This window comes from Janibacter sp. GXQ6167 (genome assembly GCF_041365945.1).
In the GTDB taxonomy this organism is placed as follows: Bacteria; Actinomycetota; Actinomycetes; order Actinomycetales; family Dermatophilaceae; genus JBGFSK01.
In genome coordinates this window covers 44,159-65,595 of the sequence record NZ_JBGFSK010000011.1, presented here as the reverse complement: position 1 = coordinate 65,595, position 21,437 = coordinate 44,159, and the positions used below count along the sequence as shown (strand labels likewise).

Genomic DNA, 21,437 nt, shown 5'->3' with positions numbered 1-21,437 from the left:
GGCCGCGTGCGACGGGTGACGAGACGGGCAATAGGGCCGCTTCTCGTCGTCGTGATGGTCCTGATCGGGATCGCGTTCGCCGTCCCGCAGATGGCCAAACCGGAGGCGGTCGCCGAGCCCCCCGCGTCGACCTCCACGCCCGTGGCGAAATCGCTCCCAGCCTGGCGCGAGGTGCCCGCGGGCGAGTTGGTCGAGCCCCGCACCATGCTGGACATCGAGCCCGCCACCGAACTCGGTCCCGGACGGTACCGCCGCGTCATGCTCGACGACGCTGGAGAGATCTCCTGGACCGTTCACGGCGACGATGGCGCCCCACTTTCTGCGCGCGATGCGCGGCGGATCGTGAGTTTCCCCGATCAGGACGACTACACCGAGGTCTCCGGCGTGCTCGCCTTCCGCGGCGGACCCTGGCGGATCGGCGGCGCCTTCGGGAGCGCCCCAGTCGCCGAGGGCACGCTCACCAAAGTGTGGGAGCACGGTACGTCAAGTAGCTCGGCACTCGACGCGTCCTGGGCCGGCTCTGGATGGACCGGCCAGCCGCTCCTCGTGGACTGGCCGGAGGCCACCCGCCGCGCGATGACGGTCAAGACCGACGGCCCGGAGGTCATCTACCCCGTCCTCGATGGCCGGATTTACCGGTTCTCTCTTGCCGACGGCACGGCCACCACGGCGCCGATGGAGACGGGCAACGCCTTCAAGGGCACCGGAGCGATCCACCCGCGCGGGAACCCCCTTCTCTTTGCCGGGCAGGGCTTGCCCGGCGCAAACCCGATGAGCTTCCTCGGCGTCGACCTGACCACCGATGACGTGATCTACCGCCGCCCGGCCGATCCGCTCGCGCCACGCCAGTGGTTAGCCAACGACTCATCCGCGCTGATCGATGCCGCCTCGGACACGCTCGTCACCGCTGGGGAAAATGGCGTTCTCTATCGGATCGAGCTACGGACCTCGATTGACTCCAAGACGGGTCAACCGACGATCTCGCCCACGATCACCCGGTTGGTCCATCGATCGCCGCGATCGAGCCGGTACGGCATCGAATCGTCGATCACCGCCTATCACAATCTCATCTGGTTCACCGACAACGACGGTCATCTGCTGTGTGTCGATATCGCGACCATGCAGGTGCTGTGGGCCCGCGATATCGGGGACGACTCCGATGCCACCATGCCTCTCGAGGTCACCGACGAGGGGTTGGCGCTCTACACCGGCAACGAGGTGGATCGCCGCGGCGCCGAGGGCGGGCCGCGCGTGAGCAACCTGCGCAAGATCGATGCGCTGACGGGCAAGGTTCTGTGGCAGCGCGATGTGCCTGTGCACTACGACCCGGACTCCAACGGGGGCCTGCTCGGCTCGCCGCTGATTGGCGACGGCGACCTCGAAGGCACCGTGGTCTTCAACGTCGCCCGGACGACAGCGCCGGGGGCTGGCACGGTCTACGCGCTGGACACGAAGACCGGCCGGGTGAAGTGGACCCGCGAGCTGGACCAGTATTCGTGGAGCACCCCCACCGCCGTGCGAGACGACGCTGGCCGCAGTGTGATCCTGCTCGGTGATGTCTCCGGGCTGATGCACGTCATCGACCCGGCGACGGGTGAGGACCGTTCAAGCCTCCAACTCGACGGGGCCATCGAGTCCAGTCCCGCGGTCTTTGACGACATGGTCGTGGTCGGCACTCGTGGCGGCCTGATCTACGGGCTGCGCCTACGCTGACCGGCGGGCTAGGGAGCGAGGAGCGCGTCCTTCGGGGTGAAGAGGAGATCGCCGCCTCGATTGGCGCGCCGAAGGGGGCGTCTAGGCTGATCGGTGAGGCCGCGAGGAAGGAGAGCCGAGCAGATGTCGGAGATGAAAGCTGCACGGCTCGATCCCGAACTCGCCGCCGCTCTCGGACCGATCGCTCGGCAGGAGATCAGGCGACCGAAGATCGGCGACATCGCCGCCCGGCGACGCCAGATGGATCGCTTGACGCAGCTGGCTTTGCTCGCGCCCGCGGTCCCAGGAGTGGTGACGGTGTCGCGGCCCGTAGTCGGGCACGACGGCGAACCAGTGCCTGCCACCTGGTACCTCCCCGCAGCGCGGCCGATGATCGGTAGCGGAGCCGCGTCGCTCTATCTGCACGGGGGCGGGATGGTGACCGGATCGGTGGCGATGTATGACCGGATCTTGCGCGTCTACGTCGCGCGGTCGGCGGTTCCGATCTTGGCCGTCGACTACCGGCTCGCTCCCGAGCACCGACATCCGACACCGGTCTATGACGCGCTCGCCGGACTCACCGCGATCCATGACAATGCGCTGACATACGGCATCGACCGCGACCGGATTGCCGTGATGGGTGATAGTGCCGGCGGTGGGTTAGCGGCCGCGCTCACCCACCTCACCCGTGAGCGCGGGGGACCGTCGATCTCACACCAGATCCTGATCTACCCCATGCTCGACGACCGGACCGACCCACCTCCCCACCATCCGAGCGCGGCCTTCCACCGCTGGACCCTGGCCGATGACGTGACCGGCTGGGACGCGCTCCTTGGGGACCTGCGTGCCGATCCCAACCTGCCGGCCTGGGCGGCGCCGGCGAGGGCGAGCGACTACGGCGGCCTCCCGCCGGCCTACCTGGAGGTTGGCGACCTCGACCTCTTCGCCGAGCAAGACCTGACCTACGCGGCGCGGCTCCTCGGCGCGGGAGTCCCGGTGGAGTTCCACCTGCACCCTGGGGCGCCGCACGCCTTCGACCTGCTCGCACCGGCGGCCGGAGTCAGCCAGCGAGCGATGGCCGACCGGGTGCGGGTTTTGCGATCGCTCTAAAAAGGGTGGGACGGCTTTCGGGCCCGATGGTGGTGGTAGCCCTGACCGGGCTGTGCCAGGGTGGAAGCCTCCGTCCCGCCTCAGGAAGGGGATCACCATGCCGACGCCGGTGCTACCCGCCGCGAAACGATATGAGCTGGCGCAGGCCGCCGTCGCTGGGGGACATCTCGCTGTAGGAACCTGGCGCCCCACGACGGCTGCGGCCGAGGACCCGGGGCTACCGGTCCTTGCGATCCACGGCATCACCGGCAACCACCGGTGCTGGCACTATCTCGCGGACTGTGTGCCCGATCGTCAGGTCATCGCACCGGATCTGCGCGGCCGGGGTGGGTCGTACGCCTTACCGGGACCGTACGGGCTCGGAGGTCATGCCGAGGACATGGTCGCGGTCCTCGATGCGTTCGGCATCGATCGGGTGAGGGTTGTCGGTCATTCGATGGGCGCCTTTGTCGCCACGGTGCTCGCTTATCGATATCCGGATCGGGTGGACTCGCTCATCCTCGTCGACGGTGGGATGCCCATGACCACGAGCCGCCCGCTGGCCGACGAGGAGTTAGCCCGCGATATCCCGGAGAACCTCGCCGCCCGGCTCGACCTGCGGTTTCGCACCAAGGACGACGCCGTCATGTTCTGGCGAATGCATCCCGCCTTCGCCCACGATTGGTCTCCCGTCGTGGCCGACTACGCCAGGTACGACCTCGGCGGGCGGGCGCCACGCTGGCGTTCCCGAGCGGTCAAGGACGCCCTGATCGAGGACTCCGCCGACATCCTGCGCGGGAGCGAACATCGCGACGCCCTCGACCACCTCGCTCACCAGGCACAGTGGCTCACGGCCTCGCTCGGATTGCTCGGCCAGGCACCGGGTCTCTACCCGCCACCCCTTCTGCTCCACTGGGTGGAGACCTATCCCGAGGTCATCGTGCGTCCGGTGGCGGGAGTCAACCACTACACCATCGTTATGAGCCGCCGCGGCGGCGAGGCGGTGGCCGCTGCAGTACACGCCGCCGATGACCCGGTCGCGCTCGCGTCGGGGGTCGCACCGCAGGCTTAATCCAGCGGGTCGATCCTCGCATCGCCCGGCGGGATGCGTCCCAAGGTCTCTTCGATCGTCCAGGTGCCGACGCTGACGAGCGCGGCAGCGGTTTGCACGATGGTGATGATGATCAAGGCGATGAGCGCGGGCGTCCAGTTCGTCGAGGTGCCCTGGAAGGCCCCAAAGACGACCAAGAAGATCCCGGCGATCAGATAGCCGATGCCCTGCATGAATCCCGATAGGGCCAGCACCCCCGAGGGGCTCTCGGCGCGCTGGGTCACGATGAACAGCCCCATCGGGAAGCTTGCGACGCCGAGGCCGATCAGCGAGGACCAGAGCCAGGGCGCGGCCGCCGGCGCGATGATCGTCCCGAGATAGCCACCGAGGAACCCGCACCCCACGAGCACGACGAGCGGGACCGGATGGCGCAGGCGAGCGAGCAAGCCCGGCAGCACCACGGCCCCCGCCATCGAAAAAAGCGAGACGAGCGCGACGTAGGCCGAGCCGAGGTGAAGGGGGACACCGGCGTCGTACAACATCGTCGGGTAGTAGCTAAAGATGACGTACGCCTGCAGGGCCTGGAGGCCGAAGAAGATCGCGAGCACCCAAGCGCGTCCGGATCGGGCGACCTCCTTGACGCGGTAGGCCGCGCGCGAGGTGCGCAAGGTCCCACCACGATGGCGAGCGATCAGCACCCACGGGACGAGCGCAGCGACCGCGATCAGGGCCCACATCCCAAAGCCCACCTGCCAATCCCCGCCGAGCGCCTCTTGAAGGGGGAGGGTCGCGCCGCTCGCGACAGCGCCGGTCCCAGAGAGCACGACCGTGTAGGCAGCGGTCATCGAGGGAATCCGCCCGGGGAAGAAGGCCGAGATCAGGGCCGGCATCAGCACGTTGGCGACCGCCACCGCGGCGAGGGCGAGCGCGGTCCCCGCGAAGAGCGCGGCGGTGGTGGGGACCAGGGCGCGCAAGATCTGCCCGGCGGCCATGCACGCGATCGAGAGCACGACGGTGCGGGTCGGACCAACCCGCGCGGCGAGGCGCGCCGCGATGAGGCCGACGACGGCGAAGCAGAAGGTCGGCAGGGCGGTCACGATCCCGACCTGCAAGCCGGTGAGGTTAAGGCTCCCGCGGACCGCAGGCAGGAGCGGGCCGATGACATTGACCGCGGCGCGCAGGTTGGCGGCCAGCAACAGGACCGCGACGACAGCCAACCACCGAGGTGGTGCGCTCACGGTCCGATCGCTCATTGCGCAGTGGACTCCGCAGGGGGCTCGTAGCCATCGACGAGCAAACCCTCGAAGACGAGGCGGCTGATCGCATCGGCGACGACCTCGGGGTCACTATTGGGGCGGACCCACTCGGTCAGGGAATTGACGAGGCCGAAGAGGAGTCGCGCGGCGAGCGCGGGAGGGACCTCCGGCGCGATCGCGCCGGCGTCGGCGGCCTCTTGGACCATCGCCGCCAGGTCAGCATCGAAGACCCGCCGCCGAGCCATCGAGGCGCGCTCCTGCTCGGTGTTGCCGCGGACGCGAAGGAGGAGCGCGACGTACGGGCGCTCGCGGACCACTACGGCGACCGTGTTGCGCAGGAGATGCTGCAAGCGCTCGACCGGGCCGACATCGAGAGCCTTGGCCTCGGCGAAGACCGCTTCGAGCTGCCCGTGAGCGCGGTTGAGGGCGAGACCGAGAAGCTCGTCCTTACTCGCGACGTGGTGATAGATCGCCGACTTGGTGATGCCGAGGTGCTTCGAGAGGTCCTCCATGCTCGCACCATCGAACCCGCGCTCGGTGAAGACCTCTACCGAGGCGTCGAGAAGGGTGTCCAGGTCATAGCCTGGGCGACCGCGGCGGGTGCGGCCGGATTGGGATTTAACCGAACGTCCGGTCATTTAACTTGGTATGCTTCCGTCAAGGCGCCTCGTGAGCGCCGAATGTGCCTTTAGGCCTTGTGGATAACTCCGCAGTTTAGGGCACACCCTCCGGCAGCGCCGCCGTGACGCGAGTGATGCCGGGTCCCGATGCATCAGGAGGTCGTGTCATGTCCACCGGCGCCGCAGAGCCCGTCCTTCCCTACTCCGTCTCCGTGCTCACCATCGATGACGCGATGGAAATCGCGATGTGGCGCACCCCTGGCCCCTGGGCGGTGCAGGACTCGCTGGAGCCCCCGCGCCCGGACGAAGGGTTCTGGGCCATCCGCGATGCCGAGGACACCCTGATCGGTTACTGCGCCTTCGGCGAGCAGGCCCGATCGGTCGGTCTTCCCGGAGTGCCCGGCACGCTCGACGTGGCGCTCGGGATGGACCCGCGCTATCACGGACGCCACCTCGGCGCTCCCTTCGCCGAGGCCGCGGTCGCCCACGCCAACACCATCCGCGACAACCGGACTCTGCGCGCCACCGTGCCCTCCTGGAATGCCGTGGGCCGGCATACCGCCGAGGCCGTGGGCTTCCGCCTCGTCGGGACCCACGAGCTGCGCGGTGGACGCAGCGTCACCACCTTCTACGTGTACGAGATGTGAGGACCTCAGCAACCATGACCGAGACGTCAACCGACGTGACCGCGACCGCCCCAGCCCCGACCTCGGTCGGTGTGGTTGGCGGCGGCACCATGGGTTCGGGCATCGTCCATGTCCTCCTCGCCGCGGGGATTGAGACCACCTTGATCGAGGCCGATGACGCGGCGCTGGAGCGAGGGCAGGCGCTGATCTCACGGAGCCTGGACGGCGCGCAGGCCCGTGGCAAGCTCGATCGCAGCGTCGATGAGGTGCTCTCTGGCCTCACGACGAGCACCGATCAGGGCGCTCTGGCTGACGCGCAGGTCGTGATCGAAGCCGTCCCCGAGATCCCCGATCTGAAGATTCGACTCCTCACCGGGATCGAGCAGCACATCGCGAGCGATGCCGTCCTTGCGACCAACACCAGTTCCCTCTCCCTCAGGTCGCTCGCCGAGCCGCTGCGCCACCCCGAACGTTTTGTGGGCATGCATTTCTTCAACCCGGTTCCGGCGCAGGTCCTGCTGGAGGTCATCAAGATCCCCGCGACCAACGCCGAGACCCTCCAGCGGGTCCACGCCCTCGCCGACGCGCTTGGCAAGGAGACGATCGAGATCAACGACTCGCCGGGGTTTGCCACGAGTCGCCTCGGGGTCATCGTCGGGCTGGAAGCGATCCGGATGGTCGAAGAAGGGGTGGCCTCTCCCGAGGACATCGATCGAGGAATGGTCCTCGGCTACCGCTACCCGATCGGCCCGTGTCGTCTCGGTGATCTCGTCGGGCACGATGTCCGGCTGGGCATCGCCGAGTACCTCGCGGCGGAGCTCGGGGAGCGGTTTGAGCCGCCGGCGCTCCTTCGCCAAATGGTCGCCGAGGGCAAGCTCGGGAAGAAGACGGGGCAGGGGTTCTACACGTGGTAGACCGATCCCTCGTCACCGTGGAGCGCCGCGGGGACATCACCCTCGTGGGCATCGATCGACCGGAGAAGCTCAACGCGCTCGACCTCGCGCTGTGCGAGGAGCTGACCGCGGTCTTCACCGAGATCGCCCACGAGCGCAGCATCGTGGTGCTCTACTCGACAACACCCGGAATCTTCGTCGCCGGAGCCGATATCGCCGAGTTGCTCGAGCGCAACGCCGAGATTGGCCTGCGCGGGATCAATGCGACCTTGTTCGAGCTCATCGAGCAGCGTCGTTGGCCGACGGTCGCGGTGATCGACGGTCCCGCGCTCGGCGGCGGCTGCGAGCTCGCGCTGGCCGCCGACCTGCGCGTGGCGAGTGCGCGCTCCACCTTCGGTCAGCCGGAGCTAGGGCTCGGCATCCTCGCCGGGGCCGGGGGTAACTGGCGCCTCGCGCAGGCCGTGGGCCTGCCCATGGCCCGGCGCATGCTGTACGCCGGCGAGCGACTCGACGCCGCGCAAGCACACGCCGCCGGTCTCATCGACGTCGTCGTGGCCGATGAGGACGATGCGCTGAGCGCCGGGATCGCCTACGCCGAACGCGTCGCGTCCCAGTCCTGGCAGGCCCTGGAACTCACCAAGGTGGCGCTTCGCCTGCACCGCCCAGCGACGACCCTGTACGACATGACCGCCCAGGCGTTGCTCTTTGACAGCGCCGAGAAGAGGGAGCGCATGCAGGGCTTCCTCGACGAGCGGGCTCGCCGCCGCGCGGCCCGGGAAGCGAAGGAGACCTCATGAGCGAGCCCGAACTGCTCGTCGAGCGCGTCGGTGACGTGACGACGATGAGCTTGAACCGCCCGAAGCAACTCAACGCGATGACCGAGACGATGGTCGCCGACATCATCGCCGCCGCCGAGCAGGCGGGCCGGGATGGCTCACGGGCGCTGCTGGTGCGGGCGGAGGGCCGGGCCTTTTGCGCGGGCCGTGACCTCGCCGGCTCACAGCCTGGGACCGAGGACGGGGGAGAGGTGCTGAACGCCGTCTTCAACCCGATGGTGCGCGCGGTCGCCGACCTCACGATCCCGACGATCGCGGCCGTCCAGGGCGCCTGCCTCGGGACGGGCCTCGGTTTGGCGCTCGCCTGCGATGTCATCCTGGTCGCCGACTCGGCGAAGATCGGTTCCCCCTTCGCCAAGATCGGCGCGGTCCTCGATTCCGGTGGCCATAAGGCCTTTGTCGACCGCCTCGGTCCCGCCGTCGCGCTCGACCTCATGTACTCGGGCCGCTTCTTAAGCGGCACCGAAGCAGCCTCCGCCGGGCTCGTCTCTCGGGCCGTCGCCGCTGATGAGCTCGACGCGACCGCCCGCGAGTACGCGCTCGCCGTCTCGCGGGGCCCGCTCCTCGCCTTCCAAGAGTCCAAGGCGCTGGTGCGTGAACTGAGCGACGAGGGGCTGAGCCTCGCCGAGTCGCTGGAGCGCGAGGTCGGCGCCCAGAGCCGGTCGTCGCGTACTGCCGACTATGTGGAGGGGTTCACCGCCTTCTTAGAGCGGCGCGAACCCACCTTCCGAGGGGAGTAAAAGACGTGGCCTTCGTGACCCGGTCTGGGCACATGGTCTATTGGGAGCAGACCGGCGAAGGGAGTCCGCTGCTGCTCATCCAGGGTCTTGGCTACCCGAGCGACGCCAATTGGCGTGTCCTTCCCGCGCTCACCGATCGCCACCGGGTGATCCAGGTGGATAACCGCGGAGCCGGGCGCAGCGATGTGCCGAAGGACCCCTTTTCGATCGCGGATATGGCCGACGACGCCGCGGCCGTGATCGAGGCGGCCGGAGGCTGGCCCGCGCACGTCGCTGGCTTTTCGATGGGCGGCCTCATCGCGCAGGAACTCGCCGTGCGCCACCCCCACCTGGTGCGCTCGCTCATCCTCGGATGTACGAGTCCCGGCGGGGACAAGGCGGTGCCGCTGAGCGCCGAGGTCGCCGAGCAGTTCACCGAGTGGGGCAACCTCAGCGCTCGCGATGCCGCCTGGCGCGCAGCGCGCGTGTGTTACGCGCACTCCACCCGCCACGAGGAGATCGAGCGGGATATCGAGGTACGGATGAAGAGGCCGACCCCGCGCCCCGGCTATCTCGGCCAACTGCGAGCGGTGGGGGAGTACGAGGGCGTGGCCGGACGGATCGATCGGTGGAGCGGTCCCGTCCTTGCCGTTCACGGCAGCGATGACCTCATCGTCCCGCCCGCCAACCTCGACCGGATCACCGAGGCCATCCCGCACGCCGACACCGTGATCTGCCACAAGGCCGGGCACATCTTGATGACCGATGCGACCGAACAGCTCACCGATTCGATGCTGGCCTTCCTCGGCCAGGTCGACGCGACCCCGGCGTCACCATCGACCGGAGCGCAGGTCTAGGCCGTGCTGCGCTCGACGATGCAAGACGACGCACCGCTCACGGTGCCGATGATCGTGCGCCACGCGCTGGGCGTCCACGGCGAGAGTCCGATCGTTGCGGCGCGAGAAGGGGGGAGCGCTGAGCGGCGAACCTTCGCAGAGACCGGCGAGCGGATCCACCGCCTCGCTGGCGCGCTGCGTGAGCGGGGGGTCCGGCCCGGCGATGCCGTCGGAACGCTGTGCTGGAACACCCAGGCTCACCTCGAGGCCTACTTCGCGGTGCCGAGTCTGGGGGCGGTCCTGCACACCATCAACCTGCGGCTCTACCCGGCGCAGGTGGCCTGGATCATCGCCGACGCCGCCGACAAGGTGCTCCTCGTCGATGCCTCGATGTGGGACCTCGCGCTGGAGGTGCTCCCGGACTGCCCGAGCGTCGAATGGGTCATCGTGAGCGGCGACGACGCAGACCTCGACCTCACGATGTCGCCGGTCCCGGCCGTTCGCCACGAGGACCTCCTCGACGCGGCGACCCCCTTCGTCGGCGACGTGAGCGACGAACGGGCCCCGGCCGCGATGTGTTACACCTCCGGGACGACCGGCCACCCGAAGGGGGTCGTCTACAGCCATCGTTCGGTCTATCTGCACGCGGCGGCCAATCTGTACGCCGGGGGCTTCGGGATCCACGACGCCGATACGGTCTTGCAGGTCGTACCGATGTTTCACGCGAACGGGTGGGGCTTCCCTTACGCCGCACTGTTATCCGGCGCGGGGCTCGTGCTCTCCGGGCGCGACCTCCAGCCAGAGACCCTGGTCGAGCTGATCGAGCGCGAACGCCCCACGGTCTCGGGAGGGGTGCCGACGATCTGGCGGGCGGTCTTTGACCAGGCCCGTGAGCGCGGGGCCGACCTTCGCTCCCTTCGGCTGATCTCCTGCGCCGGATCCGCGGTGCCGGAGTCGCTCCTGCGCGACTACCAAACGATCGGGATCGAGCTCTACCAGGCCTGGGGAATGACCGAGACCTCTCCGCTCGCGGCGATCGCGAGGCCACCGGTGCGCACCCGTGACCGGGACGAGTGGTACTGGCGCACGCGGACCGGGCGGCCCGTCCCCGGCGTCGAAATCCGGGTGACCGATGAGCGCGGCGAACCGCTCCCGAACGACGGTGAGTCCGTCGGCGAGTTGGAGGTGCGCGGGCCGTGGGTCGCGGCGGGGTATTACCGCGATCGTGACCCCGATCGGGTTCACGACGGATGGTTGCGCACCGGCGACGTCGGCACGATCGATGACGCGGGAGCCATGAAGATCACCGACCGCTCGAAGGACCTCATCAAGTCCGGGGGCGAATGGATCTCGTCGACCGACATCGAGGACCGGCTGAGCGAAATCGACGGGGTGGTCGAGGCTGCCTGCATCGGGATCCCCGACGCGACGTGGTCCGAGCGCCCGCTCGCGATGATCACCGTGCGCCCGGGCGTCCAGCTCACCGACGAGCAGGTGAGGGCACACCTCGGCGCGACGATGCCGCGGTGGCAGCACCCGGACCGGATCATCGTGGTCCCGCAGATCCGGCGGACGAGCGTCGGGAAGATCGACAAGGCGGGCTTGCGGGCCGCCCACGCCGCGGGTGAACTCACCGGCGAAGACCTCCCTTCCCGTTAGCCGATGGCGGGGAAGGGAGGTCTTCGCGGCAAATGCGGTGAAGCCGGTTAGTTGCTGGTCGACGCCTTGTCGTCGGCGGCCTTCGGCGCGGACGCAGTGGTGGCCTTCGCGGTCGCCTTCTTGGTGCTCGCCTTCTTGGTGGGCGAGGTCTTCTTAGCGCTCGACGCCTTCGCGTCCGAGGTCGCGGCGGTCTTCTTCGCCGCAGCCTTCTTCGCGGCCGGGGCCTTCTTTGCCGCGGCCGTCTTCTTCGTCGCCGCCTTCTTCGTCGCCGCCTTCTTCGCGGCTGGAGCCTTCTTGGCCGGAGCCTTCTTCGCGGGGGTCGTCGCGGCCGGAGCCTTCGGGGCGGGAACTGGTTCGGTGCTCGCGATCGACTCCACGGCCGAACGACCGGGCGTCTTGGCGCGGGTGGCGACGCGGGCGGCGCCCGCCGAGCGGACGGCGGCGGCGACCTTGGTCGCGCCTTCGGCCATCGTCCCGCTCGCGGCCCCGGCGGCCTCGACATTGGCGCGCATCGCGCTCGCCGCGAGCTCGGTACCGGCCTCGGCGGCCGCAGCCGCCGCCTGCTGGGCGTGGATCGCGGCGACGGCCGCGTCGGTGTGACGCCGGGCCGCCTCGGTGACTGCCGAACGCGCCTTATCCGCAGCCTCGTCGGAATCGGCAGCCGCCGACTCGGCCGAGGCCCGAGCGGCCTTGGTGGACGCGCCGGCGGCGAGCCCGCTCTTGACGGTGGCCTCGGCGACCTTGGCGGCGCCGTCGGCGGCGGCCCGCGCGGCCTTGGTCATCGCGTCGAAGACCGATGCCGGGGTGATGTCCGCTGGGCTTGGCATGCTCGGCCAGGAACCGACGGGGACCTGTGGCATCGCGGGGAGGTCGGGCATCGGCGGCAGATCGGGGAGGTTCTGCAGGGTCGACTCCCACGCCTTCAAGAAGTCCTCGGACTTCGCGGTCGGGACGGCCTCGAGCTGGTCGTGCATGATCGCGGCCACCTTGCGCGCAAACTCGCGCTGGAGCTGCAAGGCCTTGGTCGCGAACTCGAACTGGGCGTCGAAGTAGGCCTTGCGGTCGGCGTCGACCTCTTCCGGTCGGCGGCCGAAGGCGGTGGTGTAGAAGTTGCGCGTCGTGGGGGTGAACTTCGCGAGCCGTTCGGTCATCATCCGGGTGCTCTCGATGATCGAGACGTGGAGCGCACGGATCTGCGATAGCGCCTGCTCCTGCTGGGCGGCGAGTTGTTCGAGGGGGGTTTTCATCAGCGACAATTCCTTGACGTAGCGGGGCGGGCTTAGCGGGCGCGGGGGACGTGCGGGGTGCGGGGCGCGATGAAGGACGCCTTGAAGATCTCCTGGACGAACTCTCGATTGAGGTTCACCACCGCGATCGCGGTCTGGTAGTTGTTCTCGAGGATCACCTCGGGATTGCCCAGCATGTCCTGCACGAAGGTGGGCATCTCGTGATAGAGGTTCAGATCGGGGATGAGCGGCGCGATGGCCTTCATCCAGGCGTAGTAGGCCTCGATCGAACCCTGTTGCCAACTGGTGAGCACCGACAGCATCTGCTCGTTGGATCCACGCACGACGTCTTCGAAGGTGAGCATCATTGCTCGGCCCTGCTTCCTGGCCCGGTTCGGACCGGCGGACGGCATCGTCCGCATAGAATTACTGAACGATCGTTAGAATTATAGAGCGGTTCGAGATCGGTGGGCAACCGATGACGGTGGATCGAAACGCCGGTGGCGCCGCTTCTTTTTTTTAAAGGTGCGAAGCGACGTAACTGCGATAGACCGCGAGCAGTGCCTGCTTCTCCGGGGGGCTAAGGACCGTGTCGGCCGCGATCGCGGCCTCGACCGTGAGGACCGATTCCTCGGCGTCCTCGGTCTCCTTGGCCTTTTGCAGCATCTCTTCGATCGAGAGGTGCAGCGCGTCGCCGATCTGGACGAGGACCCGCAGGGTCGGGTCGTGCATCCCACGTTCGATCTGCGACAGGTAGGCGTTCGAGATTTGGGTCGCCTGCGAGAGTTGGCGCAAGGACATATTCGACAGCATCCGCTGACTGCGGATGAAGGCGCCCATCGCCTCGCGCTGCTCTTCCCAGGGGCTCGTGTTCTCGCTCGTCATCGCGTGTTCCAGTCTACGGGCGGCGTCCGACCTGCGGGTCGATCCGAAGGAGGGGGTGTCGGCCCGCTCCTTCGGATCGGCCAAGCAGACCTCTGCGCGCGGGTCAGCCCTGCTTCGGCGTCGACGCCTCGAGGAGCTGGTGGACGAACTGCTTGTTGAGCTCGAGCAGCTTGGCGGCGAAGTCGTAGGCGGAGTCGACCATCTGCTCCGGGTCGCCCATCGACTGGCGGACCTCTTCGGGCATCTCGGGAGCCGGCGGCATCGCGGCGCGGAACTGGGCCATATCGGCGTTCCACTTCTTGACCGCGTCGAGCGCAGCCGCCTGGCCGCTCTTGATCGCGTCAAGGGCCTGGGCCTGCATGGCCTGGAGGGCTTCCTGCGGGGTGGGGTTGCTCATCGTGGGTACTCCTAAACGGTGGTCGGTGCTGTTCACTATATAACGCAAGCGATCAGTATCGCAAGCATGAAAAGGGCTAGCCCTCCTTCGAGGCGTTGATTGTGAGCAGGTCGTACGTAGCGACGACCTCGTCCTTGTCGTTGCGGACCTCGACATCCCAGGTCACCTCGCCCCAGCCAGCGCCGGCGCGCACGGCCTTGTGCTTGGCCGTGAGGCGAAGGGAGATCTCGTCGCCGGGGTAGACCGGCTGGACGAAGCGCAAGTTCTCCAGGCCAAAGTTCGCGAGGACCGGACCCGGGTCGGGATCGACGAACAGTCCTGCTGCTGCGGCGAGGATGAAGTACCCGTGGGCGACCCGACCGTTGAACAGGGGGCTGGCCGCGGCGGCCTCTTCGTCCATGTGGGCGTAGAAGGTGTCGCCGGTGAAGTGTGCGAAGTGCTCGATGTCTTCGAGGGTAATGAGCCGGCTCTCGGTCGTGAGGGTGTCACCGAGGCGGAGGTCTTCGAGGTGGAGGCGGAAGGGGTGGACCTCGGGCGTCAACTGCGTGGCTCCGGCGTTCCAGCGGTCGGTGAGGGCGACGTTCATATCCGCGCTAGAGGCGACACTGGTCGGCTGCATGAGGTGCAAGACGCCACGTAGCCCGCCGAGCTCCTCACCACCTCCGGCCCGTCCCGGACCACCGTGGATGAGCGTCGGCACCACGGCTCCGTGGGGAGTCGCACCGCGGGCGATATCGCGGTTAACGACGAGGACTCGGCCATGGAAGGGCGCGATGGACCGCACGATCTCGCGCACCACCTGCGGGTCGTTGCTGTGGACCGAGGCCACCAGGCTGCCTCCACCTCGACCGACGAGGCGCGTGGCTTCATCGAGGTCGCGGTAGGGGAGCACGGTGGTGACCGGTCCGAAGGGCTCGACCTCGTGGAGGACATCCGCGTGCGAGTCCTCGGCGAGCAGCACCGTCGGGGCGAAGAAGCCGTTGTCCTCGCTCGCTCCATCGACGCTCGGGGTGGCGTCCGGACCGCCGATGATCGCGCGGGAGGCCGTCATCAGCGAGCGCACGGAGTCCTCCACGTCGGCGCGCTGCTGCGCGCTCACGAGTGGGCCCATCGTCGTGCTCTCCGAGCGGGGATCGCCGACGACGACCTTCGCGAGGCGGACCTCGAGGGCGTCGGTGAGGGCCTGCACTCGGTCCTGGGGCACAAAGACCCGGCGGATCGCCGTGCACTTCTGCCCGGTCTTGGAGGTGATCTCGCGGGTGATGGACTTCACCGCCAGGTCGAACTCGTCGCTGCTCGCATCGGCGTCCGGGCCGATCACGAGGGCGTTGAGCGAGTCGGCCTCGGCGTTGAAGGTGGCGCCCCGCTCGACCACGGCGGCATGGCGGCGGAGCAACGCGGCGGTGGCCGCCGAGCCGGTGATCGAGAGGTGGTCGCTCATGCCGAGGTGGTCCAGTAGCGCCGATCCGCTGCCGGCGACGAACTGGAAGGCGCCGTCGGGCAGGATGCCGGAATCGACGATCAGCTTGGCCATCGCCTCGGCGGTTCGCGCGGTCTGGGTGGCGGGCTTGACGATCACCGGGAGGCCCGCGAGCAAGGTCGGAGCCATCTTTTCCAGCGCTCCCCAAACCGGGAAGTTGAAGGCGTTGATGAGCAGCGCGACACCCGGTCGGCTCGTGTAGATCGTCTGGCCGACAAAGCCCGGACCGCGCAGGATCGGCGCGGCCTGCGCTTCGGTGTAGATCGTGTCGTTGGGCATCTCCTTGCGCCCGAGTGAGGCGTAGACCGCAAGGACCTGGATCCCCCCTTCGATATCGACCTGCGCGTCGCCCTGGGTCTGGCCGGTGGTGGCGTAGTCGGCGTACATCGCGTCGCGGTGCTCGGTGAGGTAGGCGGCGAGTTGCTTGAGCAGGCCCGCCCGCTCGTGGAAGGTCATCGCGCGCAAGGCTGGCCCGCCGAGCTCGCGGCCGTAGCGGACGACCTCCGCGGCGTCGATACCCTCGGAGCTCACCTCGGCGATCGCGGCGCCCGTGGTCGGGTCCAAGACCTCAGTCCCGGCACCCGGAGCCTCGTACCAGCGCCCGGCGACATAACTGTTGACCTTGTGTGTCATTCGTTTTCAATCCAATCCATCGTGGTCTCAGCGGGCGACCTCGCAGCGCCGTTGATCCGAGGTCGCGTTCTTTTTTTGTTCGGTCTGTGTGCCCGTCTAATGGGCGGCGCGTGCTGCGCGCAGGAGGTCGTCGAATCCCTCGGCGATCCCGTCGAGGAGCGGGGTGACGGTGGGGAAGCTCCCTTCATCGGTCACCGCGTTGATCGTCGCCATCCCGTTGTAGGACATCACCGAGATCGCCATCCGAAGGGGGGCCCACAAGGCGATGCAGGCACCCAACTGGTGCATCTGACGCCCGAGGAGATAGAGCGGGTTTTGTGGTCCGGGGACGTTGGTGATCACGGTGTTGACGAAGGTCGGGGCCGAGGAGGCCATCCGGCTGCCCATCATCAGCGTCAGCGGGCTCGCGAGGCTGGCGCCGGGGTTGATGGCATCGGCCGGGATCGCGTTCTTCATCTCTTTAAAGGAGGCGGTCTGGGCGTGGATCCGGGCCAGCCGATCGACCGGGTCCATCGGGCCGAGCGGGATCTCGACGACCATTGCGCCGATCTCGTTGCTGCCGTTCACATTGTCTTTGGCCGCGTGAAGCGAGACGGGGACCATCGTGCGCATCGTGCGGTCATCGATGTCGACGTCCAGGTGCTCGCTGATGGCCTTGCCGTACCCGTACCCGCAGGCCGCGAGGACGACGTCGTTGACCGTCCCGCCGAGCCCGGCCCGGATCTCGCGGATCTTCGCTAGCGGCACGTCGACGATTCCGTAATGGCGCCCGGTCTCGATCGGACCATTGATCGCGGTGGGGCTGATCGGCGTCCCGACCGGGATGAGCGGGCTCGGATCGAAGGTGTCCGGGGGTTTCGGGATCTCCCAGGTCCCCGAGACCGCGTTCTTCCAGAAGGTCGCCGAGTCCCGCCAGGCATCTCGGGCGAGGTCTTGGAGCAGCACCTGGTCCGAGACCTCCGAGCGGGGCCGCCAGTCGTCGAGGATCGCTGGCTCCCCTTCGGGGTGGGGGCTCAGCAGGAGCCGAACGATCTCGGTCGAGTTCACCCCGTCGACCATCGCGTGATGCATCCGCACGACGAGCATCCAGCGCCCGTCCTGCAGCCCGGTCACCAGGTGGATCTGCCAGAGCGGCTGGGTCATGTCCATCGGGGTGGACATGATCCGCGAGACAGCCTGGCCGACCGGGTGCTGAGCGGCGGGGGCAGGGTGGCTATGGACATGCCGCGCGATCGTGAAACTCACGTCATCGACCCAGACCGGGAGCCCGAGGGCAAACGGCATGTGTCGGATGCGTTGGCGGAAGCGCGGCACCAGGGCGATCCGATCGGCGATGGCCTGCATCACCTCTTCGCGACTTGGGTGCGGCCCATCGAAGACGAGGACCATCCCGACATCGTTGTGGCTCCGCCCGTCATCGCTGTAGAGGAAGGAGGCGTCCATAACGGACATGCGATCCATGACTGTTGCTCACTCTCCGTGCACGTAGAGGCCCGGGGCGGGCACGAGGGGCGGATAGGTGGCGTTGCCGGGGGAGATCGGCGCGGTGCGGGTGCCGTCGCTGCGTTCGAGGGTCCAGTCGACCCAGTGCTCCCACCACGAGTCCTCGGTCCGGTCGGCCTCGGCGAACCAGTCCTCGGGATGACGGTCCACGCTCGGGCCCGACCAGAAGGCCGCCCGGCGCTTGCCCATCGGGTAGATGATCGACTGGACGTGACCGGTGGGGGTCAGCACGAAGGTGGCTTCTCCGCCCATCACCTGAGCGCCGGTGTAGCACCCGCGCCACGGCGAGATGTGATCCGTCAGACCCGCGATGTGATAGCTGTCGACCGAGATCGCGCTGAGGTCAAGGGGGACCCCGAGCGCGGTGAAGGCTCCCGGCTCGATCAGCGCGTTGGCGAGCGACATGGTCGTCATGTCGTAGGCGAACCGGGCGGGCATCCCCTGCCCATCGGCGTTCCAGTACATGATGTCGAAGGCGGGGGGCTTCTTCCCAAGGAGCCACTCGTCGATGAGATAGCGCCAGACCAGGTCGTTTGGCCGCATCCACACGAAGGTGCTCGCGATATCGGAGGCGCTGATCACCTCGTTCTTCTCGGCCTTCTTGCGCACCGTTTCGAGCCCGCGATCGGAGGCGGTGACGCCGATCCCGCCCGGCTCGCCGAAGTCCAAGACCGTGACCCCGAAGGTCCCGGTCCGGATCCGGTATTCGCCGGTCGCCTCTTGCAGGGCGAGGAGCATCGACAAGAGCATGCCGCCCGAGCAGTCGCCGAAGACATGCACATCGTCGACATCGCTCACCTCGCGCACGACATCGAGAGCATCGAGCGCCGAGGCGAGATAGGAGTCGACGCCCCAGTGGCCATCGTCTTCTTGGGGGTCGCGCCAGACGATCGTGTAGACCTCCACGCCGCGGCTCACGGCGTACTCGATCATGCTCCGGCCGGGAGCGAGGTCCCAGAAGTAGTACTTGTTGACCGGCGGGGGGAGGAGCAGAAGGGGGATCGTCCCGACCGTTTTCGTGGCGGGGGAGTACTGGATCAGTTCGAATTGCTCGCTGCGGAAGATCACCCACCCGGGCGTCGTCGCGAGATTGCGACCGACCCGGAAGGCGTCCTTGTCGACCTGCGAGGGATACCCGCCATTGGAGACGACGTCGCGCACGAAGTTCGCGATGCCGGCGCGCACCGAGGCTCCGCCGGTCGTGAAGGCACGTTTGACGGCCTCCGGATTGCCCGGGAGGGTGTTGGTCGGCGCGAGCGCGGTCGTGAGCGCCTCCATCACCATCTTCGCGCGCTCACGCGTGCGCCAGTCGACATCGGGGTTGTCGACGAGAGTCATCACCTCGCGCTCCCAGAGGGCGTAGGCCGCCGCCATCCGGCGATAGATGAGGTTCTCCTGGAAGGTCGTATCGGCGAACCGGAAATCGCGCTCGGGCAGGTGCGGCTCGGTGAAGCCAAGCAGAACCCGCGGGATGCCGGTCGCGAGGCCGGCGGTGACCTGCGCGAAGGACTTGACCGACACGGTCTGCACCACCGACTCGATCATCAGCAGGGGATCGAGGGTCGCCATGACCTCGCCGCCGAGGGACCCGTCGACCTCGTCGGGCAACTGGTCCTCGGCGCCGGTGTCGGCGCGTTCGGTGTCGGTCATCGCAGTGGGCGTCCTTCTAGTCCCGCGTCGATGCGTCGACCCGCTCAAGGAAGTCCTTGATCGGCGGGGCTGCCTGCTCGGCCATGTCGAAGAGGAAGAGGTGCCCCCCTTGATCGAAGACCCGCAGTTCGGCGCCGGGGATCACCGAAGCGATCAGTCGGCTGTTGGCGACCGGTGCCATCGGGTCCTCCTCGCCACCGAGGACGAGCGTGGGCTTGTCGATCATCGCGAGCCAACTGAGCGAGCTCCAGCCGGCGAAGGCCGCCGTCTGGGCTCCCACGCCGAGCAGGGTGGTGCGGTGGGCGTCCCAGCCGGAGAGTTCGGTCTCGAAGAGGCGCGGGTGACGCCCGCACCGGCCGCGGTAGATGATCGGTGCGGCCATCTCGCGCACCAGCGGGATGACATAGCGCAGGGGATTGGCCGCGGTCATGATCGTGATCGGGTCGGCCGGGAAGCCGCCGGTCCCCGGTGCCGTCCCCGCGAGGATCAAGCTGCGCACGAACTCGGGATAGTCCTTGGCGATCTGCTGGGCGATCGTCCCGCCGAAGGAGAAGCCGAGGACATCGGCCTCATCGACGGCGACCGTCTTGAGCACCTCGGTATAGAACATGGCGATCTCGGGCATCGTCATGATGTGGTTCGGAGGGCTCGACAGCCCGCACCCGGGGTGGTCGACCGCGATGATGTCGCGCCCCTGGAGCAGTCGGGTGAGCGGTTCCCATGCCTCCAGGCAGGCACCGAGACCATTGATGAGGAGCAGGGGCGTTCCGGGGCGCTCCTGCCGTCGAATCCGGACCTTGAGGTCCATCACCCGCACGAAGGTGTCCTCCATCGTGTCGTACTGGACTCGCTTGAGGATCGTTGCCATGAGTTACCGACCTTCTTCGGTTAAAAGACGATGACGCTGCGAGCGACCGAACCGGCCTCCATCTGGGCGAAGGCCGAGTTGACCTCTTCCAGACCGATCCGCGCCGAGACCAACTCGTCGAGCTTGAGGCGGCCCTCGGCGTAGAGCTGCGCGTAGCGGGGCATATCGGTGCGGAAGTTGTTGGAGCCCATGAGCGAGCCGACCAAGCGCTTTTCGAACATGAAGTCCACGCCGGGTAGTTCGATCGAGGTCCCGAGCGGGATCATGCCGACGACGACGGCGGTGCCTCCGGGGCGGAGCATGGCGAAGGCCTGCTCCGTCGTTTCCTTCAGGCCGATCGCCTCGAAGGCGAAGTCAACCCCGCCACCGGTCAGGTCTTTAACGGCCTCGACCGCGTCAATCTCGGAGGCGTTGATGGTCTCGGTCGCTCCGAAATCGATCGCGGTCGCCAACTTGGAGTCCAGCCGGTCGACCGCGATGATCCGCCCGGCTCCGGCGATCCGAGCCCCCTGGATGACATTGAGGCCGACGCCGCCGGCGCCGATCACGACGACGCTCGCGCCGATCGGGACCTGGGCGGTCCGCCCGACGGCGCCCATCCCGGTGGTGACGGCGCAGCCGAGCAGGGCCGCTCGGTCCAAGGGGAGGTCGGGGGTGATCTTGGCGACCGCGTTTTCGTGGACCAACATCCGCTCGGCGAAGGCGGAGACGTCGAGGAACTGGTGGATGTCCTCCCCACCACGGCTGAGGCGCTGCTTTTGACCCCGGGCGCGGCGGGTCCCGCGCTTGGAACAGAGGACGAGGCGGCCGGAGAGGCAGTACTCGCAGGTGCCGCAAAAGACCGACAGGCAGGTGATCACGTGGTCGCCGGGGGCGACATAGGAGACATCCGAGCCGACGTCGACGACGACACCGGCCGCCTCGTGGCCGACCACCGTGGGCAGACGGGTCCGGTACTTGCCTTGCATGTAGTGCAGGTCGGAGTGGCACACCCCGGCCGCAGCGGTCTGGATGACGACTTCGCGCGGCCCGGGGGCGTCGTGCTCGACATCGTCGATCACGATCAGTTCCCCGGGAGCTGACTCCAAGATCGCAGCCTTCACGGGCGGACTCCTTCGTAAGGTCGATCGGGCCGGCGGTGGGTGCCGGCACGTTTCACATGGGGTTTAAGCGGATGTGTCGGCGGCACCGAGGTCGACCGGCTCGGGGTCGTCCAGGATCACCAGGGTGGCGATCTCGAGACCGCCGATCTCGGCGAGGTTTTTGCCAGCGGCGGCCCACTGCGGGGTGCGCAGGGCTGCGCTCATGGATTCGCGGTCGGCGAAGGTCATCTCGGCGATGAATTGCACGGGTTCGCCGGCGAGGGTCTTACGCGCCGCCGAGACCTCGGCCGAGATGAGCCCGGGCGTTCGGGCGACGAGAGGGAGATGAGTCTGGCGGTAGGCCCGCTCAAAGTCGGCTGCGGCCTCGGCATCGGGTCGTTCCCGGTAGATCGCGACGAAGCGTGCCACGAGTTCT

The 21,437-nt window shown here is 68.0% G+C and carries 21 protein-coding genes; 9 read left to right on the top strand and 12 right to left on the bottom strand.

What is annotated here, in order from left to right; genetic code table 11:
• Window positions 1-54: 54 nt before the first annotated feature.
• From AB8K43_RS14265 to AB8K43_RS14255, 3 genes are all read left to right on the top strand, one after another.
• Window positions 55-1,713, top strand: coding sequence for a PQQ-binding-like beta-propeller repeat protein (locus AB8K43_RS14265; RefSeq protein WP_370894878.1), 1,659 nt, complete (start codon window positions 55-57; stop codon window positions 1,711-1,713).
• A 123-nt stretch (window positions 1,714-1,836) separates the two neighbouring features.
• Complete coding sequence (locus AB8K43_RS14260) at window positions 1,837-2,802, top strand: alpha/beta hydrolase (protein WP_370894877.1); 966 nt, start codon at window positions 1,837-1,839, stop codon at window positions 2,800-2,802.
• Between the two features lie 97 nt (window positions 2,803-2,899).
• Window positions 2,900-3,853, top strand: coding sequence for an alpha/beta fold hydrolase (locus tag AB8K43_RS14255; protein WP_370894876.1), 954 nt, complete (start codon window positions 2,900-2,902; stop codon window positions 3,851-3,853).
• Here the strand turns inward: AB8K43_RS14255 and AB8K43_RS14250 are convergent.
• Window positions 3,850-5,070, bottom strand: coding sequence for an MFS transporter (locus AB8K43_RS14250; RefSeq protein WP_370894875.1), 1,221 nt, complete (start codon window positions 5,068-5,070; stop codon window positions 3,850-3,852). The two genes, AB8K43_RS14255 and AB8K43_RS14250, sit on opposite strands and share 4 nt — an antisense overlap.
• An 11-nt stretch (window positions 5,071-5,081) precedes the next feature.
• Window positions 5,082-5,726 carry a TetR/AcrR family transcriptional regulator gene (locus AB8K43_RS14245; RefSeq protein ID WP_370894874.1) on the bottom strand — a complete coding sequence of 215 codons (645 nt, stop codon included), beginning with the start codon at window positions 5,724-5,726 and terminating at the stop codon, window positions 5,082-5,084.
• Window positions 5,727-5,875: 149 nt separating this feature from the next.
• Here AB8K43_RS14245 and AB8K43_RS14240 point away from each other — a divergent pair, with 149 nt between their 5' ends.
• The 6 genes from AB8K43_RS14240 to AB8K43_RS14215 are packed head-to-tail and all read left to right on the top strand — an operon-like array spanning window position 5,876 to window position 11,277.
• Window positions 5,876-6,355, top strand: coding sequence for a GNAT family N-acetyltransferase (locus AB8K43_RS14240; protein ID WP_370894873.1), 480 nt, complete (start codon window positions 5,876-5,878; stop codon window positions 6,353-6,355).
• Between the two features lie 14 nt (window positions 6,356-6,369).
• The gene (locus AB8K43_RS14235; RefSeq protein WP_370894872.1) at window positions 6,370-7,248 is read left to right on the top strand and encodes a 3-hydroxyacyl-CoA dehydrogenase family protein; all 879 of its coding nucleotides are present in this window, start codon (window positions 6,370-6,372) and stop codon (window positions 7,246-7,248) included.
• Entirely contained in the window at window positions 7,242-8,024 is a 783-nt protein-coding gene (locus AB8K43_RS14230) for an enoyl-CoA hydratase/isomerase family protein (RefSeq protein WP_370894871.1), read from the top strand. The genes AB8K43_RS14235 and AB8K43_RS14230 overlap by 7 nt, the downstream gene beginning before the upstream one ends.
• Window positions 8,021-8,803, top strand: a complete 783-nt coding sequence (locus AB8K43_RS14225) for an enoyl-CoA hydratase/isomerase family protein (RefSeq protein WP_370894870.1) — start codon at window positions 8,021-8,023, stop codon at window positions 8,801-8,803. Before AB8K43_RS14230 ends, AB8K43_RS14225 begins: the two co-directional genes overlap by 4 nt.
• 5 nt (window positions 8,804-8,808) lie before the next feature.
• Entirely contained in the window at window positions 8,809-9,639 is an 831-nt protein-coding gene (locus tag AB8K43_RS14220; RefSeq protein ID WP_370894869.1) for an alpha/beta fold hydrolase, read from the top strand.
• A 3-nt stretch (window positions 9,640-9,642) separates the two neighbouring features.
• Window positions 9,643-11,277 (top strand): long-chain fatty acid--CoA ligase, encoded by a 1,635-nt coding sequence (locus AB8K43_RS14215; protein ID WP_370894868.1) that lies wholly within the window; start codon window positions 9,643-9,645, stop codon window positions 11,275-11,277.
• A 47-nt stretch (window positions 11,278-11,324) separates the two neighbouring features.
• Here AB8K43_RS14215 and AB8K43_RS14210 read toward each other — a convergent pair whose 3' ends face one another.
• From AB8K43_RS14210 to AB8K43_RS14165, 10 genes are all read right to left on the bottom strand, one after another.
• Window positions 11,325-12,524, bottom strand: a complete 1,200-nt coding sequence (locus AB8K43_RS14210; RefSeq protein ID WP_370894867.1) for a hypothetical protein — start codon at window positions 12,522-12,524, stop codon at window positions 11,325-11,327.
• A 32-nt stretch (window positions 12,525-12,556) separates the two neighbouring features.
• Window positions 12,557-12,925, bottom strand: a complete 369-nt coding sequence (locus tag AB8K43_RS14205; RefSeq protein WP_370894866.1) for a hypothetical protein — start codon at window positions 12,923-12,925, stop codon at window positions 12,557-12,559.
• Between the two features lie 97 nt (window positions 12,926-13,022).
• Window positions 13,023-13,388 carry a helix-turn-helix domain-containing protein gene (locus tag AB8K43_RS14200; protein ID WP_370894865.1) on the bottom strand — a complete coding sequence of 122 codons (366 nt, stop codon included), beginning with the start codon at window positions 13,386-13,388 and terminating at the stop codon, window positions 13,023-13,025.
• 103 nt (window positions 13,389-13,491) lie between these two features.
• Window positions 13,492-13,785, bottom strand: a complete 294-nt coding sequence (locus AB8K43_RS14195) for a hypothetical protein (RefSeq protein ID WP_370894864.1) — start codon at window positions 13,783-13,785, stop codon at window positions 13,492-13,494.
• 76 nt (window positions 13,786-13,861) lie between these two features.
• On the bottom strand, window positions 13,862-15,898 hold the full coding sequence (gene paaZ, locus AB8K43_RS14190) for a phenylacetic acid degradation bifunctional protein PaaZ (protein ID WP_370894863.1): 2,037 nt from the start codon (window positions 15,896-15,898) through the stop codon (window positions 13,862-13,864).
• Between the two features lie 96 nt (window positions 15,899-15,994).
• Window positions 15,995-17,350, bottom strand: coding sequence for a wax ester/triacylglycerol synthase family O-acyltransferase (locus tag AB8K43_RS14185; RefSeq protein WP_370894862.1), 1,356 nt, complete (start codon window positions 17,348-17,350; stop codon window positions 15,995-15,997).
• Window positions 17,351-17,368: 18 nt separating this feature from the next.
• On the bottom strand, window positions 17,369-19,051 hold the full coding sequence (locus AB8K43_RS14180) for a PHA/PHB synthase family protein (RefSeq protein ID WP_370894861.1): 1,683 nt from the start codon (window positions 19,049-19,051) through the stop codon (window positions 17,369-17,371).
• Window positions 19,052-19,067: 16 nt separating this feature from the next.
• The gene (locus AB8K43_RS14175; RefSeq protein ID WP_370894860.1) at window positions 19,068-19,919 is read right to left on the bottom strand and encodes an alpha/beta fold hydrolase; all 852 of its coding nucleotides are present in this window, start codon (window positions 19,917-19,919) and stop codon (window positions 19,068-19,070) included.
• 20 nt (window positions 19,920-19,939) lie between these two features.
• Window positions 19,940-21,022 (bottom strand): Zn-dependent alcohol dehydrogenase, encoded by a 1,083-nt coding sequence (locus AB8K43_RS14170; RefSeq protein ID WP_370894859.1) that lies wholly within the window; start codon window positions 21,020-21,022, stop codon window positions 19,940-19,942.
• 63 nt (window positions 21,023-21,085) lie between these two features.
• A complete protein-coding gene (locus tag AB8K43_RS14165) occupies window positions 21,086-21,430 on the bottom strand; it encodes an EthD family reductase (RefSeq protein ID WP_370894858.1) in 345 nt (114 codons plus the stop codon).
• Window positions 21,431-21,437: the final 7 nt, after the last annotated feature.